Annotated in this window: 18 protein-coding genes; 14 read left to right on the top strand and 4 right to left on the bottom strand. The window is 31.1% G+C overall.

Features of this window, described 5'->3' with window-relative positions:
- The first annotated feature begins 94 nt into the window (after positions 1 to 94).
- The 3 genes from F553_RS0103515 to F553_RS0103525 are packed head-to-tail and all read left to right on the top strand — an operon-like array spanning position 95 to position 2372.
- Positions 95 to 424: a plasmid mobilization protein gene (locus F553_RS0103515; protein WP_008538096.1), complete on the top strand. Its 330-nt coding sequence runs from the start codon at positions 95 to 97 to the stop codon at positions 422 to 424.
- On the top strand, positions 376 to 1491 hold the full coding sequence (locus tag F553_RS0103520) for a relaxase/mobilization nuclease domain-containing protein (RefSeq protein WP_018999021.1): 1116 nt from the start codon (positions 376 to 378) through the stop codon (positions 1489 to 1491). The genes F553_RS0103515 and F553_RS0103520 overlap by 49 nt, the downstream gene beginning before the upstream one ends.
- A 14-nt stretch (positions 1492 to 1505) precedes the next feature.
- Positions 1506 to 2372: a DMT family transporter gene (locus tag F553_RS0103525; protein ID WP_026296915.1), complete on the top strand. Its 867-nt coding sequence runs from the start codon at positions 1506 to 1508 to the stop codon at positions 2370 to 2372.
- Between the two features lie 32 nt (positions 2373 to 2404).
- Here F553_RS0103525 and F553_RS0103530 read toward each other — a convergent pair whose 3' ends face one another.
- Entirely contained in the window at positions 2405 to 3049 is a 645-nt protein-coding gene (locus F553_RS0103530; protein WP_018999023.1) for a lactate utilization protein, read from the bottom strand.
- A gap of 192 nt (positions 3050 to 3241) precedes the next feature.
- Between F553_RS0103530 and trpS the strand changes: the two genes are divergently transcribed.
- From trpS to folK, 5 genes are all read left to right on the top strand, one after another.
- Positions 3242 to 4336, top strand: coding sequence for a tryptophan--tRNA ligase (gene trpS, locus F553_RS0103535; RefSeq protein WP_018999024.1), 1095 nt, complete (start codon positions 3242 to 3244; stop codon positions 4334 to 4336).
- 481 nt (positions 4337 to 4817) lie between these two features.
- Positions 4818 to 6866: an OPT family oligopeptide transporter gene (locus F553_RS0103540; protein ID WP_018999025.1), complete on the top strand. Its 2049-nt coding sequence runs from the start codon at positions 4818 to 4820 to the stop codon at positions 6864 to 6866.
- Between the two features lie 123 nt (positions 6867 to 6989).
- Positions 6990 to 7478, top strand: a complete 489-nt coding sequence (locus F553_RS0103545) for an HD domain-containing protein (protein ID WP_018999026.1) — start codon at positions 6990 to 6992, stop codon at positions 7476 to 7478.
- A gap of 18 nt (positions 7479 to 7496) precedes the next feature.
- A complete protein-coding gene (gene folP / locus F553_RS0103550) occupies positions 7497 to 8315 on the top strand; it encodes a dihydropteroate synthase (protein WP_018999027.1) in 819 nt (272 codons plus the stop codon).
- The gene (gene folK, locus F553_RS0103555; RefSeq protein ID WP_008538086.1) at positions 8315 to 9139 is read left to right on the top strand and encodes a 2-amino-4-hydroxy-6-hydroxymethyldihydropteridine diphosphokinase; all 825 of its coding nucleotides are present in this window, start codon (positions 8315 to 8317) and stop codon (positions 9137 to 9139) included. Before folP ends, folK begins: the two co-directional genes overlap by 1 nt.
- Before the next feature lie 54 nt (positions 9140 to 9193).
- On the opposite strand, the gene F553_RS0103560 is transcribed toward folK, so the two are convergent.
- The 3 genes from F553_RS0103560 to def all read right to left on the bottom strand — a co-directional run bounded on the left by F553_RS0103560 (position 9194) and on the right by def (position 11457).
- Positions 9194 to 9961 carry a DUF116 domain-containing protein gene (locus F553_RS0103560; protein WP_018999028.1) on the bottom strand — a complete coding sequence of 256 codons (768 nt, stop codon included), beginning with the start codon at positions 9959 to 9961 and terminating at the stop codon, positions 9194 to 9196.
- 89 nt (positions 9962 to 10050) lie between these two features.
- Complete coding sequence (fmt, locus tag F553_RS0103565) at positions 10051 to 10986, bottom strand: methionyl-tRNA formyltransferase (RefSeq protein ID WP_018999029.1); 936 nt, start codon at positions 10984 to 10986, stop codon at positions 10051 to 10053.
- A 12-nt stretch (positions 10987 to 10998) separates the two neighbouring features.
- Complete coding sequence (gene def / locus F553_RS0103570) at positions 10999 to 11457, bottom strand: peptide deformylase (protein ID WP_018999030.1); 459 nt, start codon at positions 11455 to 11457, stop codon at positions 10999 to 11001.
- Positions 11458 to 11586: 129 nt separating this feature from the next.
- Between def and F553_RS0103575 the strand changes: the two genes are divergently transcribed.
- The 6 genes from F553_RS0103575 (at position 11587) to infB (ending at position 16866) form a co-directional block, all read left to right on the top strand.
- Positions 11587 to 12150 carry an NYN domain-containing protein gene (locus tag F553_RS0103575; protein WP_018999031.1) on the top strand — a complete coding sequence of 188 codons (564 nt, stop codon included), beginning with the start codon at positions 11587 to 11589 and terminating at the stop codon, positions 12148 to 12150.
- A 215-nt stretch (positions 12151 to 12365) separates the two neighbouring features.
- Positions 12366 to 12812: a ribosome maturation factor RimP gene (locus tag F553_RS0103580; protein ID WP_018999032.1), complete on the top strand. Its 447-nt coding sequence runs from the start codon at positions 12366 to 12368 to the stop codon at positions 12810 to 12812.
- 28 nt (positions 12813 to 12840) lie between these two features.
- The gene (gene nusA, locus F553_RS0103585) at positions 12841 to 13956 is read left to right on the top strand and encodes a transcription termination factor NusA (RefSeq protein WP_008538080.1); all 1116 of its coding nucleotides are present in this window, start codon (positions 12841 to 12843) and stop codon (positions 13954 to 13956) included.
- A gap of 19 nt (positions 13957 to 13975) precedes the next feature.
- A complete protein-coding gene (gene rnpM / locus F553_RS0103590) occupies positions 13976 to 14242 on the top strand; it encodes an RNase P modulator RnpM (protein ID WP_018999033.1) in 267 nt (88 codons plus the stop codon).
- Positions 14235 to 14549, top strand: a complete 315-nt coding sequence (locus tag F553_RS0103595) for a L7Ae/L30e/S12e/Gadd45 family ribosomal protein (protein WP_018999034.1) — start codon at positions 14235 to 14237, stop codon at positions 14547 to 14549. Before rnpM ends, F553_RS0103595 begins: the two co-directional genes overlap by 8 nt.
- A 19-nt stretch (positions 14550 to 14568) precedes the next feature.
- Entirely contained in the window at positions 14569 to 16866 is a 2298-nt protein-coding gene (infB, locus tag F553_RS0103600; RefSeq protein ID WP_018999035.1) for a translation initiation factor IF-2, read from the top strand.
- Positions 16867 to 16873: the final 7 nt, after the last annotated feature.

The raw sequence follows: 16873 nt of genomic DNA on the forward strand, positions 1-16873 counted from the left end.
TTGCAGAAAAAAGAATCATAATATATAGTAAAAGAAAGGGATAGAAGTAAAGAAACAAGCTTAGCAAAAGTCTAGACGAAGAAAGGAATAAAAAATGAAAAAAAAATCTCCTCGCCTACAATTAAATATAAGATTAACTCCCGAACAAAATGAATTAATAAAACAAAAACTAGAACAAACACAAATATCAAAAACTCAGCTAATAATAGACAGCATAAACAACAACCCAATATACATAATACCCAACCTAGAACAAACAATATCGCAAATAAAATACCTAGGAAATAAAGTAAACGAATTATCTAATAAAATAGAAACAAAAGATGAAAATACAGAAAAACTACTACAAGAAATCCAGCAAGGATGTGATGAATTTTGGCAATTATTAAAGTCGTTAAAGCAGGAAAAACAAAAGCAAGTCTAAAATCAGCTCTAAATTATATTGCTAATGAAGAAAAAATAACTACAATAACAGGGAAAAAATTAATAACTCCGTTGAATTGTTGGGGTTCATTAAAAAATATATATGATACAATGATAGCAACAAAAGAGCTATATCGAAAAGCAATAGATAATAGAAACAGTGAAATGTATAAACATTTTCAGCAATCATTTAAGCCAAATGAAATAACTCCAGAAAAAGCCCATGAAATAGGAAAAAAATGGGCAATGCAAAATTTTGCTCAAGATGGTTTTGAAGTATGTATATGTACTCACTTAGATACAGAACATATACATAATCACTTTATCATCAATTCAGTAAATGCTATAACAGGAAAGACAATAGAAATACATGCCAATAAAACTTTAGAAAAATTAAAATATAGTTCTGATGAATTATGTAGAGAATATAATTTATCAGTCATTGAAAGAGATATATTTGCTCAAAATAAAAATCATGAATATAATATGCGTAAAAAATATAGCTTTTTAAGAGAACAATTTAGAGATTTAACGTGGCAGAAAACAGTTTATGATAAAATAATAGCTATTTTAAATAAAAGTAGAAATAAAGACTTTAAATATTTTGAGCAGGAATTATTAAAAGTTGGCATAAAATTGGAACATGAACGTTTAAAGAAAGATTTAATCTTTAATTATATTGATGAAAATAGAAAAGTTAGTGATAAAACTTTAGCTAAAACTTTTCATGATGATAAAATTCTACGTAGTAATATTGAAATGATATGGGGAAAAACTCTTCAATATGATTTAGATAAAAAAATATATTTATCCGAAAAAAAACAAGGATTTTATAATTTGATAGAGAATTTAATAAAAACAATTGATAATATAAATAAATTAAATATAAAAACTAAAGTAGAGTTTTATATATTTATGGAAAAACAAGGTTGGTTAATAAAAGAAACTCAAACAGGTAAAGCTTTTTATAATCAAGAACATGATAGATATTTATACGATAATACTATTTATAAAATTTTAGAAAATAAAGCGTATTGTTTGAAATATATAGAACAAAATTTAATGTAAAAGGGGCTTTACTAATGGGAGTAGCGATGAAAGGTCATTTATTGGCACTATTTACAATCATCTGTTGGGGAACAACATTTATATCCACTAAAATATTATTAGTAGATTTTTCGCCAATTGAGATATTATTAACAAGATTTGTAATCGGTCTTAGTATTTTATATATAATCAGACCAGAACCTTTGAAGTTAAGACATGAAGAACATCGTTTATATTTGGTAGTGGCAGCATTATCAGGAATTACTTTATATTATTTGATGGAAAATATTGCATTGACATATACATATGCTTCAAATGTTGGAATTATTTCATCAACAGCTCCTTTTTTTGCTGCTATTTTAGCTAGTTTTACATTGCGAAAACATGCAATAACAGGGCCTTTTATTGTAGGATTTATAATTTCAATGATAGGTATAGTATTTATTGCCTTAGAAGAAAGTAGTTTGAATATCAATCCTAAAGGCGATATCTTAGCTTTAGGAGCTGCTGTTTTATGGGCTGTTTATGCTGTAGTATTAAAGAAAATTTGTGCATTTGGCTATGATATGATAGTTATTACAAGAGAAATTTTTCTTTATGGTGTAATTTTAATGATACCACCAGTTATTTTTATGGGTTTTAATATTGACTTAATTTATTTATTGGAACCAGTAAATTTAGCAAATATGTTGTATTTAGGAATTGGTGCTTCAGCAATTTGTTTTTTGACATGGAATTTCGCTACGAAGTATTTAGGTGTGGTAAAGACTACAGTATATATATATGCTTGCCCAGTGGTAACAGTAATTACTGCTTATTTAGTATTAAATGAGCCAATAACTTTATATAAATTAATAGGTATGATATTAGCTATTGTTGGCTTAGTTATATCACAAAGATAAAGAAAGCTCTCAGATATTCTGAGAGCTTTTTATTATAAGCCTAGATTTTCGCCTACTAGGATAACTTTTATTTTTTTGGCTGGACGACAAATACGAGTAGTAACCATATAAGCACAGCAACTATCACTAGATAAGCAATTATGACAAGCACCAGTCTGATTACATGGTGTTTTAGCATTAGGAAAACGTTGCACAACGCTAGGAGCGGCTATATTTCTAGCACGAGCATAAGCATCATCTAGAGTTTTTACTACTTTATTCATACCTGCGATTATGATTACGTTTTTAGGTCCATAAATCATGGCAGCAACACGATTGCCGTTGCCGTCGATATTTACTAATTGACCATCTTCACTGATAGCATTAGAGCTCATAAGGAAAGTATCACAAAGTAGAGCTTTACGCATGAGGTCAAGTCGTTCTTCTGGTGATTTGGCACTATCGCGGTCAATTACTTGATAATGTTCTTTTATATAGGATAATAAATTAATTTCATCAATAGAAATAGAGCCTCCCCATGAAACAACATCTTTTTCAGGGATTAATTTAATTGCTTGGGCTAAAGCTTCTTCTTTGGTGCTACAGTAATAAGCTTCAAAATGACGTTTAGTTAGAGCTTTTACTACATTAGGGCCTAATTTGTCATAACGCAATTGTTGAGGTAAATTTCTAGCCATAAAATCATCTCCAATATAAATAGTATTTACTTATATTATAATATAAAATTTCTTTATCAAGGATATATAATAATGAAGAAAAATAAGTACTTAATTAAATTGATATTTACAAAAGAGATTTAAATCTATATTATATTAAATATATAAATATTAATAATAAAGTTTATTAGTAATAGATTGCGGAGGTTAATTATGGGTAAAATTATTTTAACAGGAGATAGACCTACTGGTCGTTTACATATTGGTCATTATGTAGGTTCTTTAAAAAGACGTGTAGAATTACAAAATTCTGGAGAATTTGAAAAGATTTTCATTATGATTGCTGATGCTCAAGCACTTACAGATAATGCAGATAATCCAGAAAAAGTTCGTCAGAATGTATTAGAAGTAGCTTTGGATTATTTAGCTTGTGGCATTGACCCTAAAAAATCCACAATTTTTGTGCAATCACAAATTCCACAGCTTTGCGAATTGACATGTTATTATATGAACCTTGTTACTGTATCTCGTTTACAGAGAAATCCTACAGTTAAATCTGAAATTCAAATGCGTAATTTTGAAGCAAGTATTCCTGTTGGCTTTTTAGCTTATCCAGTAAGTCAGGCTTCTGATATTACAGCTTTTAAAGCGACAACTATACCAGTTGGTGAAGACCAAGAACCAATGATTGAACAGACAAGAGAAATTGTTCGTCGTTTTAATATGTTATACAATACAGAAACTTTAGTAGAACCAGATATCTTACTTCCAGATAATAAAGCTTGTTTGCGTCTTCCTGGCATTGATGGTAAAGCTAAAATGAGTAAATCCTTAGGAAACTGCATTTATTTATCTGATGAAGCTGATGTCATTAAACAAAAAGTAATGAGCATGTATACAGACCCTGACCATATCAAAGTTTCTGACCCAGGTAAAATAGAAGGTAATACAGTATTTATTTACTTAGATGCATTCTGCAAAGATGAACATTTTGCTAAATATTTACCTGATTATAATAATTTAGATGAATTAAAAGCTCATTATCAACGTGGTGGTCTTGGTGATGTTAAAGTTAAAAAATTCTTGAATGCTGTATTACAAGAAGAATTTGAACCAATTAGAAATCGTCGTAAAGAATATCAAAAAGATATTGCTTATGTATATCAGATTTTAAAAGAAGGTTCTGAAGTAGCTCGTGAAGTGGCTCAACAAACGTTGCATGAAGTAAAAGATGCTATGAAAATAAATTATTTTGATGATATTGAATTATTAAATCAACAGATTGATAAATATAAAGAAGTTAAATAATTATTTTAGGAAAACTTCCCATAGAATTTTATTTTTTAGATTTTATGGGGAGTTTTTTATTTTTAATAGCAATAAAATAACTTTAATAATTAATGCATATTTTTTCATTTTTTTCGATAATAAATTTAAAGTATTACTAAAATATAATAAAATAAGAATGTCTTTTAACAGAGTACTGGATTGTAAAATATAACTTTACATTAAGTTTATGCTGTTAATGGATATAAATAAATTGTTAACTTGTGAAATTGGTATTTTCTTCTTAATATGGACATTATGATAAATAAAAATATAATTTCTAAGAAAATAATCTGTATTTATTAGATTTTTGTTTGCTTTATATAAAATTTTAGTAAAAAACAAGAGCTTTTTACGTAATTTATGTAAAAATAAAAATGTTTTTAATGTGTATTTAGTATTGCACTTTGTACAATACTATTGTACAATATATCATGATTTTATAAAAAAGGAGATTTTATTTATGAAAAATCATGATTTCATGAGCCATGAATTAAAATTGCCTGAACTTACACTTAGAGGGGTTATACTTGGTTTATTTATAACAATAGTATTTACTGCATCTAACGTGTATCTAGGATTGAAAGTAGGACTTACATTTTCTTCTGCTATTCCAGCTGCAATTATTTCTATGGCTATCTTGCGTATGTGCAAGGATTCTAATATCTTAGAAAATAACCTTGTACAGACTCAAGCATCTGCTGCTGGTACATTATCCGCAGTAATTTTCGTTATTCCTGGTTTATTGATGATTGGTTATTGGCAAGGCTTCCAATTTTGGCAAACTTTAATGATTTGCGCATGTGGTGGTTGCTTAGGGGTATTATTCACTATTCCACTTCGTCGTGCAATGGTAGTTAATACAGATTTGCCTTATCCAGAAGGTCGTGCTGCTGCTGAAATTTTGAAAGTTGGTAGTGCTAGTGTTAGCGAGAAAAAAGGCGTTACTGGCATGAAAGATATTGTAAGTGGTGGTGTTATCGCTGCACTTATTAATCTATTTTCTAGTGGATTTGGATATCTTTCCGCTGAAATGATGAATTGGATTCATTTGGGCAAAAATGTAGTAACTTGTCTTCCATTAGGTTTTTCTCCTGCTTTATTAGGTGCAGGTTACCTTATTGGTCTTGCTAGTGGTTTAGCAATTTTATTTGGTTTAGTTGTTACTTGGTTAGGTTTTGTACCATATTTCATGTCTATATCTGATATTCCAACTGGTGTAGATATTGGTGAAGTAGCTACTAGCATTTGGTCTTCTAAAATTCGTTTTATGGGTGCAGGTACAATTGGTATTGCTGCTATTTGGACTTTAATTACTTTATTAAAACCTATTTTAGATGGTATTAAAATGTCTATTAAAGCTGTATCTGATAATAGTGTATCTAACGATAATTTACATCGTATGGATACTGATATGACACCAAAAAGCATTGGTATTGTATTCGTATTAATCATTATCGGTTTAATAGGTGTATTCTATTCCTTCTTAGCTGGTGGCAATTTATCCACAGGTATGACTTTGTTGTACATAGTAGTTGGTATTATTGTTGTTGTAGGTATGGGCTTCTTCGTAGCTGCTGCTTGCGGTTACATGGCAGGTCTTATCGGTACTTCTTCCAGTCCAATTTCTGGTATTGGTATTTTAGGTATCATTGTTTCTTCCCTTGTAGTATTAGCATTAGGTAACCTTGCAGGTTTATTCAGCTCTGAATATGGTACTTTATTTGCTACTGCATTTGCTATTTTTATTACAAGTGTTATTACAAGTATTGCTGCTATTTCTAATGATAATTTACAGGATTTAAAAACTGGTTTACTTGTTGGTGCAACTCCATGGAAACAGCAGGTAGCTTTATTAATCGGTTGTATCGCTGGTGCGATTGCTATTGCTCCTGTACTCAACTTACTTTATGAAGCATATGGTTTCCCAGGTGCAATGCCTCGTCCTGATATGGATCCAAATCAGGTATTGTCTGCTCCACAGGCTACTTTGATGGCAACAATTGCTAAAGGTATTTTCAATAATAGCATGGATTGGTCATATATTCTTTATGGTGTAATCTTTGGTATTATCATTATCATCATTGATGTACTCTTGAAAAAATCTACAAAAAATCTTAGCTTACCACCTCTTGCTGTAGGTATGGGTATATATCTTCCTCCAACTTTACAGATGCCACTTGTAGTAGGTGCTGTACTTTCTTATGTAGTAAATCGTTATTTACGTAAACGTGCAGAAGTTCGTAGCCCTCAGAATGTTGCTGATGATGTAGATACATGCAATCGTCGTGGTATCTTATTTGCCTCTGGTATGATCGTTGGTGAATCTTTAATGGGTGTATTACTTGCTGGTGTTATCGTTGTTTCTGTAACATCTGGCGGTAGTGAAGCTCCACTTCGTATGGTAGGCGATAGCTTTGGTGATACAGCTCAATGGCTTGGCTTATTAGTAAATATTTTATTAATTATTGAATTTGCTCGTCGTGTTATCACTGCGAAATTAAATAAATAATTAGTGTAATAAAAAACGACTTCTATGATAATTTGAGTAGAAGTCGTTTTTTTATTGTTTAATTGTAGGATTTCTTTTATAATGATTTATATGTATTTTTTAGAATTTTAGGGAGCAAAGAAGATGAATTTTGATTGTAAAAATACGATTATACAACATAGAATATTTAAGAAATGTTATAAAGAGATAGCTAAAGAGGAAACAAATCGTATTTTTTGCCGACATGACATGAGTCATTTTTTAGATGTGGCTAGATTGATGATGATTTTAAATGTAAAAGAAGATTTAAAAATTAGTGATGATATGATTTATGCGACAGCTTTACTACATGATATTGGTCGTCATATTCAATATCGTCAAGGAATTGGTCATGAAATATCTAGTGCGCAGATTGCTCCTTTAATTTTAGATGATTGTGATTTCACTGTAGAAGAAAAAAATCAAATCATTGAAGCTATTTTAAAACATAGAGATAGTAAAACTAGTGAAGAAAAGAATTTAAATGGGTTATTGTATCGAGCTGATAAAATGAGCAGGGCTTGTTTTTGTTGTCAAGTTGAGCCTATTTGTAATTGGAAAGATGAAAAGAAAAATTTAAAATTAAAATATTAATTATTTGAGGTATTTTTTATGAAAATTGGTAGTAGAGAGTTTGATTTTGGTAGACATACTTATATTATGGGAATTTTGAATGTAACACCTGATTCATTTTCCGATGGTGGTAGATTTAATTCTTTAGATAAAGCTTTATTTCATGCACAAGAAATGATAAAAGAGGGTGTAGATATCATAGATGTTGGTGGGGAGTCAACAAGACCTGGATATACGCTTTTGAGTGATGATGAAGAAATATCACGTATTGTTCCTGTTATTGAAAATTTGAAAAAAGAGTTTGATGTGCCGATATCTTTAGATACATATAAGGGAAATGTAGCTAAAGAAGGAATAAAAGCAGGTGCTGATTTAATCAATGATATTTGGGGCTTAAAATATGATGATATTTTGGCTAAAGTTATAGCAGAAAATAATGCAGCTTGCTGTTTGATGCATAATCGCAAAGATACGAATTATAAAGATTTTTTGACTGATGTAGTGGAGGATTTACAAGAAACTATAGATATTGCTCAAAAAGCTGGAATAAAAGAAGATAAAATAATTTTAGATCCTGGTATTGGTTTTGCTAAAACATATGAGCAAAATTTAATTATGTTAAAAAATTTATCTAGTCTACACAAATTGAATTTTCCTTTATTATTAGGAGCTTCAAGAAAATCTGTGGTAGGATTGACTTTGGATTTACCTGCTGATGAGAGAGTAGAAGGTACAATTACTACATCTATTATGGCAGTGTTAGCAGATTATGATTTTGTACGAGTTCATGATATAAAAGAAAATTTAAGAGCTATAAAAATGGCAGAAGCTATAAAATATGCTGGAGGTAATTTTTGATGGATATAATTCGCATTGATAATTTAGAAGTATATGCTTATCATGGAGTATATGATGAAGAAAAAGAAAAAGGTCAGTATTTTTATGTTAATGCTGAATTATATACAAATACAAGAAAAGCTGGCATGAATGATGATTTAGACGCTTCTACTAATTATGGAACAGTATGCGATTTTATTCATGATTTTATGACTAAGCATACTTATGATTTGATTGAAACTGTAGCTGAACAATTAGCACAGGCATTATTATTGGAGTTTAAATTAGTAAAAAGTGTTTTATTAGAAATCAGAAAGCCACATGCACCTATTGAAAAGGAATTTGAGTCCGTATCTGTAGAAATTGAACGTGGTTGGCATGAAGCTTTTGTAGCGTTCGGCTCTAATTTAGGAGATAAAGAGAAATTTATAGACGAAGCTATTGAAGCTTTGAGCAATTTACCGCAAATAAATATAGTGGCTATTTCAGATAAAATTGTTACAGAACCATATGGAAATGTGGAACAAGATGTATTTTTAAATGGTGTTATGAAGATAGAAACACTTTTACCAGCAGATGAATTATTACAGATTTTACAAAAAGTAGAGGAACATGCAGGTAGAGAACGTAAAATACATTGGGGACCTAGAACTTTGGATTTAGATATAATTTTTTATGATGATGATATTATAAGTGAAGATGATTTGATAGTTCCGCATCCAGATATGAAAAATCGTGATTTTGTATTAAAACCATTAATGCAGATTGCTCCGTATAAATTACATCCTGTATACAGAAAAACCATTAGCGATATGTATGCTGAATTGATGGCTAAAAAACAGTAGAAATAAAAAAGTTGTAATCAAATGATATATAATCAAGCGATTACAACTTTTTTGTTATTTAATAAATTGTTTAATTGTTTGTTCGACTAATTCTAAATCTACAGTGGTATTATAACAAGGGCCGTTAGGTCGAATATTTAAAACTCCAGCAGCTGGTAGAGGATATACGTCTTGTATGCCACTTGTTAAATCACGTTCACAAGCAATAGCTAATAACATTTTAGGGCGGAGTTCTTTGGCGATTTTACGAGCTAAAGTTCCACCTGTTGCTACACGGAAATGAAAACCCATTCTATTTGCCATATCGATTAATGGTCCAATAGTACATTGATTGCAATGCTTACAATTATTGATGTCATGAGTTATTTTGTGTGGGCAAGTTGCTAGTTGTAGACAGTGTGGGGAGATAACTAATAAGTCTTTAGCTTCTACTTTGATGTTTTTATGTGTGAGTATATAGTTATTTAAGGCAATAAAAGAACGTTCAATTTCACGTCGTCCTATGCCGAAGATTTTTCCCCACAATATGATAATAGGGAAAAGAAAATTGATAAAATTGAAGATATATTTATCAAGAAAAGAAAAGGCTTTTATATTTGCTATGTTGAAAATCATATTTAAAATGAATAGACAACAGAAAATAAATACTATGCTAACAATGGTAAAAGCTAATTGGGCAATAAAAGCTAAGTCTAAAACAACTAGGCGTGGATAACATAACCAAATAATCAAATAGGTGAAAAACATTATACTAAATAAGCTAATAGTAGCTAATTTTATAAATAAGCGTTTTTTAGTATTTTTTAAAATATCATTATACATATAGTTTATCCTAATCTTTCGTGTAGTGTAAAATTGGTAAAAAATTAGTAAGAAAGCGAAAATAGCTAGGCTACTTTCGCTTGTTACGTTTAGATAAAAGATACATTATTTTCAAGTTCTTGTTTATGACCGTTTATATATGAACTTGCTGGCATTTTTGCTTTATTAGGTGGCTGAATTTCAAGAAGTTCAATCGCACCTTCACCAGTAGCTACAATAATACTTTGTTTAGTTAATTTTATGATTTGACCAGGATTTCCAGTTCCTGTAGTTACTCTTGTTTGCCAGATTTTAAATTTCTTATTGTTTAAAGTAGTATAAGCGACTGGCCAAGAATTCAATCCACGTACTAAATTATGGATATCTTGGGCAGATTTTGTCCAATCAATGCGACAATTATCATTGTTTAACATTTTAGCATAGCAAGATAAATTGTCATCTTGTTTTTCACGAGGAGCTTTATTTTCTTCGATTAATTGAACTGTTTGCAATAATAAATCAGCACCTTGAACCATTAATTTGTCATGAAGTTGTGCTGTAGTCATATCTGGAGTGATTTCAGTAGTAGCTTTTAATATCATATCGCCAGTATCTAAACCAACGTCCATATACATAGTAGTGATACCAGTTTCTTTATCACCACTGATGATTGACCAGTGGATTGGAGCTGCACCGCGCCAACGAGGTAATAATGAACCATGTACATTTACACAACCAAGTGGCGGTATATCAAGTATTTCTTTAGAGAGAATTTGACCAAAAGCGACAACGATAATTAAATCAGGTTTTAATTCGCGAAGCTCAGCTACACATTCTGGTGTTTTGATTTTTTCTGGCTGATATACTGGTAAATTATGTTTTAGAGCATATTCTTTGACAGGGGACATAGCTAATTTTTGACCACGTCCTTTTGGTCTGTCTGGTTGTGTATATACAGCAGTTACATTGTAGTGTTGATTTAAAATATCTAAGCAAGGTACAGCAAATTCTGGAGTACCCATGAAAACAATATTTTTTATTGGCATGGAAAACACCTCTTATTTTTGAGCTTTATGAAGATTATTGGCAATATCGATAAATAATCTTCCATGTAAATGGTCTATTTCGTGTTGAAGACAACGTGCAAGAAGTCCTGTAGCAGTAATGCGATGACGTTTTCCACGACGATTTAAATATTCAACGCTTACTTTAGCAGCACGTTCTACTTCACCATAAATTTCGGGTACACTTAAACAGCCTTCAGTGTCTATTTCAGTGCCTTCTTTGCGAATAATAGTAGGATTGATAAGTTCTAAAAGTCCTTCACCTACATCGATAACTACTACTTGGATAGATTGACCAACTTGTGGTGCAGCAAGACCTACACCATTAGCTTTATACATAGTTTCTGCCATATCATCAAGTAAAGTACGGATTGTTTTATCAATTCTTTCAATTGGTTGAGCTTGTTGTTTTAAAACAAGGTCACCAGCTTTTTTTATATCTAAAATAGCCACGAGAATTCCTCCTATAAATTCAAAATTAACTGATATAAATTTTAACATAGGAAAGAGTATAAAGCAAAGATAATAGTATTTATGGTATAATAAGAAATGTCAAAAAATTGAATTGGAGAATAATAGCTTATGAATAGAAGTAGAACATATTTGACACCAAATCGACATGAAAAATACATGGTAGTAGATGGCTATAATATAATAAATGCATGGGAAAGTTTAAAGAAATTCATCAATGATGATTTAGATTTTGCTAGAGAAAAATTAATTCATCTTTTAATGGAATATGGACAATATGAAAAATATGATATTACTATAGTTTTTGATGCACAATATACTAATGCGGAAGAAAATGTCGAAGAAAAATCTAAACATTGTAAAGTAGTTTATACAAAGGAAAAAGAGACAGCTGATAGTTATATTGAACGCAGTGTATATGAAGCTACTAAATATTATGGTAGAGAAGTATATGTAGTAACTTCTGATGGAGCAGAGCAGTCTTTGATTTTAGGAGCAGGAGCATATCGTATTTCTGCAAATGAATTATGGCGAAGAATAAAACATAGCAAAAAAAATATTCGCGATGAATATACAGGTGAGCATGTATTGCCATTGAGAAGAAGTGAAATCGGTTCAAGAATAAATGATGAAGTCATGGCAAAATTAGATGAACTCAGAAAAAGAAAAAGTTAAATGAAATAATTCAGATTTAATAATATGATGATAAGCTATTGCAAATAGTAGAAATTATTTTATAGAGATATTTTTTGTATAAATGTATAAAATCTTGCATAGATAAATTTTCTATGCTATACTAGTTAAAGAAGTTAATTTGATTATTCCTTAAAGAGTGGGTAGACGCCCACTCTTTACTTTATATTGGGGATAATATTACAGGAGGTGTTTCGATGGCAAATCGTGTGGAAGAAGCAGTTGAAAAAATTGCTGAAGAAATTTTAGCTAATACTGATTATGAACTTGTTGATGTAGAGTATGTAAAAGAACGTGATTGGTTTTTACGTGTATACATCGATAAAGAAGGTGGCATTGGCCTTGATGATTGTCAGGAAGTAAGCGGCCTACTGGATGAAAAGCTTGAAGAATTAAATATTATCAATGACCGCTATATTTTGGAAGTGTCTTCACCAGGACTTGACCGTGCGTTGAAAAAAGAAAAAGATTTTAAACGCGAAATGGGCAAAGTGGTAGATATTACATTATATAAGGCTATTGATGGTGAAAAAATGTTGACTGGTAAATTAACTGGTTATACAAAAGATATTATTACTATTGATAAAACTAGAGAAATAGCATTAAAAGATATTGCTTTAGTTAGATTGCATATTGATTTTTAAATTAAGATTAAGGAGTAAATGTAATTAAATGGCAACCAAAGATAAAGGCTTTTTAGATGCGTTAAAAGAAGTTGGACAGGAGAAAGGCATAGCACCAGAAGTATTATTTGAAGCAGTAGAAGCAGCATTGGTATCTGCTTATAAAAGAAATTTCAACACTGCTTCTAATGTGCGTGTGTATTTAGAAAGAGCAACTGGCGAATTTCATGTATACGCTCAGAAAAAAGTTGTAGAAAAAGTGGAAAATAAAGTTACAGAGATTTCTTTATTACAAGCTCAAAAACAATTTGGCGAAAGCATTGTTTTAGATGATGTAGTAGAAGTAGAAGTAACACCTGCTAACTTTGGACGCATTGCAGCTCAAACTGCAAAACAAGTAGTAGTACAGCGTATTAGAGAAGCAGAACGTGGTATTATTTATGAGGAATATTCTAACCGTTCTAGTGATATTTTAACTGGTACTGTACAGAGAATGGAAGGTCATAATGTATTTATTGACCTTGGTAAAACAGAAGCTGTACTTGCACCATCTGAACAGATCAGCACAGAACAATATAAACATAATGACCGCATTAAAGTTTATGTGGTAGAAGTAAAGAGAACTTCTAAAGGTCCTCAGATTTTAGTATCTCGTACACATCCTGGCTTATTGAAAAGATTATTTGAACTTGAAGTACCTGAAATTCAAGAAGGTACAGTTGAAATTAAATCTGTAGCTCGTGAACCAGGCATGCGTTCCAAAATAGCGGTATTTTCTGCAAATGAAGAAATCGATCCAGTTGGTTCTTGTGTAGGTCAAAAAGGTTTACGTGTTCAAGCAGTAGTAGATGAACTTCGTGGCGAAAAAATTGATATCGTAAAATGGAATGAAGACCCAGCAAAATATATAGCAAATTCTTTAAGTCCTGCAAAAGTTGTATCTGTTGCAGTAAATGAAGAAAAGAAAATGTCTAGAGTAATCGTACCAGATTATCAATTATCTTTAGCTATTGGTAAAGAAGGACAAAACGCTAGATTGGCTGCAAAACTCACTGGTTGGAAAATCGACATTAAGAGCGAAACTCAAGCTGCAGAAGAAGGCTTTGATTCAGACGATATGAACATGGTTAATGTTGTAAGTGAAGAATCTTTTTCTGTAGATTAATAATAGGGAGCGATAAGTAATGAAAAAACTTCCTGTTCGTTTATGTGTGGGTTGTCAAGAACCTCATAATAAACGTGAAATGATTCGTATAGTTAAAAGTCCAGAAGGTGAATTCAGTGTAGATTTCACAGGTAAGAAATCTGGACGTGGTGCTTATATTTGTAAGAATATTGAATGTCTAAATACAGCAGTGAAACAGCGTCGTTTAGAGAAATCTTTTAAATGTCAGATAGATAATTCAGTATATGAACAGCTAAAAGAGGAATTTGCCAAACTTGATGAATAATAAGGTTAAATTAATAAATATTGTAAGCATTGCATGTCGTGCTGGTAAAGTTATGTCTGGAGAATTTGTCATTGAAAAAGCTTTAAGTAGTAAAAATAATATTAAATTGATATTATTGGCAAATGATGTTGCTGATGCGACAAAAGCTAAATATGAAAAAATGGCAAAAAATAGTAAAGTTTTGTTGAGATATACAGAACTTACAAAAGATGAGATGGCAAATTCTATTGGAAAAACTGATAGAGCAGCTATAGCGATTTGTGATGAAGGCTTTAAGAAAGCCATTTTAAAGATATTGGATAATTGAAAACCCTGGGGGTGGCTTAATGTCCAAATATAGAATTTATCAATTAGCTAAAGAGTTTTCTTTAGATAGCAAAAAAATAATTGATATTTTAAATAAAAATAATATTAATGTTAGTAACAACCTAAACTTGGTTGGTGAGAAAGAACGTGAGGTTATAGCTAGTATCGTGAATAATAAAGATAATAATAAACAACAAACAGCAAAAAAAAATAATCAGCAGAATGTAAATCATAAAAATAATAATTCTGCAAATAATAATAACAACAACAATAAAAACAAAAACAATCAGAATAATACACATCAGAACAATAATCGCAATAATACTAGAAATAATGCTAGTACAAATGAACATAAAACAAAAAATACTCCAGTAAATAATACTGCTAATAATAAAAATCGTAACAATAAAAATAATCGTCCACAAAATAACGATAAAAACAACAATCGCAATAACAATAAGAAAAATAATAACAACAATAATAATTTTAATAATAAATTTGCTGGCAATAAAAAGAATAAAGGCAAAAATACTAAGCCTGTAGTGGAAAACAAACCACAAGAAATCATTCGTCCAAAACATATTAAAGTTGGCGAAACAATTACAGTTAAAGAATTAGCTAGTAAAATGACATACCCTGTAACAGATGTTATCAAAAAATTGATGTTACTCGGTACAATGGCTACAATTAATCAGGAACTTGATTTTGAAACAGCTTCTTTGATTGCAGAAGAATTTGGTATTGCTGTAGAAGAACTTCCACCTGAAGTTGATTTAACAGAAATCCCAGAATTTGAAGATGACCCTAAAAACTTAGCACTTCGTCCTCCTGTTGTAACAGTAATGGGACACGTTGACCATGGTAAAACTTCTTTACTTGATGCTATCCGTAAAACATCTGTAACATCAAATGAAGCAGGTGGTATTACTCAGCATATCGGTGCATATCAAGTTATGTGTAATGGTCAAAAAATTGTATTCTTAGATACACCAGGTCATGAAGCTTTCACAGCTATGCGTGCTCGTGGTGCTCAGGTTACAGATATAGCTGTACTTGTAGTTGCAGCTGATGATGGTGTTATGCCTCAGACTTTAGAAGCTATCAACCATGCTAAGGCAGCAAAAGTGCCAATCGTTGTAGCTATTAATAAAATGGATAAACCAGGTGCAAATCCTGACCATGTAAAACAACAGCTTGCTGAACATGAACTCATTCCAGAAGAATGGGGCGGTACTACAATCATGGTACCTGTTTCCGCGAAGAAAAAAGAAGGTATTAATGACCTTTTAGAAATGATCTTATTAGTAGCAGAAGTACAAGAACTCAAAGCTAATGCTAATCGCGAAGCTCGTGGTGTAGTAATCGAAGCACGTCTTGATAAAGGTCGTGGTCCTGTAGCTTCTGTACTTGTACAAAATGGTACACTTCATATCGGTGATTTTATTATTGCAGGTACTGCTTGTGGTAAAGTTCGTGCAATGATTAATGACCGTGGTGAAAAAGTTAAAAAAGCTGGTCCTTCTATGCCAGTAGAAATTTTAGGTCTTGCTGATGTTCCAGAAGCTGGGGACGAACTTGCAGCATTAGATGAAAAACTTGCTAAAACTATTGCTGAAAAACGTATTGAAAAACAGCGTAATGAACTTATGCGTTCTAAGAAAGTTTCTTTAGATGATTTATTCAATCAGATTAACGAAGGCGATATCAAAGAATTAAATATCTTGATTAAAGCTGACGTTCAAGGTTCTGTAGAAGCAGTATCTTCTTCACTTTTAGGTCTTAATAAAAATGAAAGCGAAGTTCGTGTAAGTATCGTTCACTCTGGTGTTGGTGCTGTAACTGAATCTGACGTAATGCTCGCTTCTGCAGCAAATGCTTTAATTATTGCATTTAACGTACGTCCAGATGCAAATGCACGTAAATTAGCTGATACTGAAAAAATTGATATTCATACTTATCGCGTAATTTATGAAGCTATTGATGATATTCAGGCAGCTATGAAAGGTATGCTTGCACCTAAATATAAAGAAGTAATTCAAGGTAAAGTAGAAATTCGTCAAGTTATGAAATTCTCCAAAGCTTTAGTTGCTGGTTCTTATGTACTTGAAGGTAAAGTATGTAATAACTCTAAAATCCGTATTATTCGTGATAATATTGTATTATACGAAGGTCAGATTGAATCTTTACGTCGTTTCAAAGATGATGTAAAAGAAGTAGCAACTGGTTATGAATGCGGTATTACTATTGATAATTATCGTGACTTTAAAGAAGGCGATATCCTTGAAGTATATGATATGGAAGAAATTCCACAGAAATAAGGAGTAT

Source organism: Megamonas rupellensis DSM 19944, assembly GCF_000378365.1.
Taxonomy (GTDB): domain Bacteria; phylum Bacillota; class Negativicutes; order Selenomonadales; family Selenomonadaceae; genus Megamonas; species Megamonas funiformis.

What these genes read in the sequence shown, in the direction of transcription:
- folP (WP_018999027.1), top strand. Translation starts at nt 7,497, where the DNA reads ATGAAAATTGGTAGTAGAGAGTTTGATTTTGGTAGACATACTTATATT.
- rnpM (WP_018999033.1), top strand. Translation starts at nt 13,976, where the DNA reads ATGAAAAAACTTCCTGTTCGTTTATGTGTGGGTTGTCAAGAACCTCAT.
- F553_RS0103580 (WP_018999032.1), top strand. Translation starts at nt 12,366, where the DNA reads ATGGCAAATCGTGTGGAAGAAGCAGTTGAAAAAATTGCTGAAGAAATT.
- fmt (WP_018999029.1), bottom strand. Translation starts at nt 10,986, where the DNA reads ATGCCAATAAAAAATATTGTTTTCATGGGTACTCCAGAATTTGCTGTA.
- F553_RS0103545 (WP_018999026.1), top strand. Translation starts at nt 6,990, where the DNA reads ATGAATTTTGATTGTAAAAATACGATTATACAACATAGAATATTTAAG.
- F553_RS0103525 (WP_026296915.1), top strand. Translation starts at nt 1,506, where the DNA reads ATGGGAGTAGCGATGAAAGGTCATTTATTGGCACTATTTACAATCATC.
- F553_RS0103560 (WP_018999028.1), bottom strand. Translation starts at nt 9,961, where the DNA reads ATGTATAATGATATTTTAAAAAATACTAAAAAACGCTTATTTATAAAA.
- F553_RS0103540 (WP_018999025.1), top strand. Translation starts at nt 4,818, where the DNA reads ATGAAAAATCATGATTTCATGAGCCATGAATTAAAATTGCCTGAACTT.
- F553_RS0103595 (WP_018999034.1), top strand. Translation starts at nt 14,235, where the DNA reads ATGAATAATAAGGTTAAATTAATAAATATTGTAAGCATTGCATGTCGT.
- F553_RS0103515 (WP_008538096.1), top strand. Translation starts at nt 95, where the DNA reads ATGAAAAAAAAATCTCCTCGCCTACAATTAAATATAAGATTAACTCCC.
- F553_RS0103575 (WP_018999031.1), top strand. Translation starts at nt 11,587, where the DNA reads ATGAATAGAAGTAGAACATATTTGACACCAAATCGACATGAAAAATAC.
- trpS (WP_018999024.1), top strand. Translation starts at nt 3,242, where the DNA reads ATGGGTAAAATTATTTTAACAGGAGATAGACCTACTGGTCGTTTACAT.
- F553_RS0103530 (WP_018999023.1), bottom strand. Translation starts at nt 3,049, where the DNA reads ATGGCTAGAAATTTACCTCAACAATTGCGTTATGACAAATTAGGCCCT.
- infB (WP_018999035.1), top strand. Translation starts at nt 14,569, where the DNA reads ATGTCCAAATATAGAATTTATCAATTAGCTAAAGAGTTTTCTTTAGAT.
- folK (WP_008538086.1), top strand. Translation starts at nt 8,315, where the DNA reads ATGGATATAATTCGCATTGATAATTTAGAAGTATATGCTTATCATGGA.
- nusA (WP_008538080.1), top strand. Translation starts at nt 12,841, where the DNA reads ATGGCAACCAAAGATAAAGGCTTTTTAGATGCGTTAAAAGAAGTTGGA.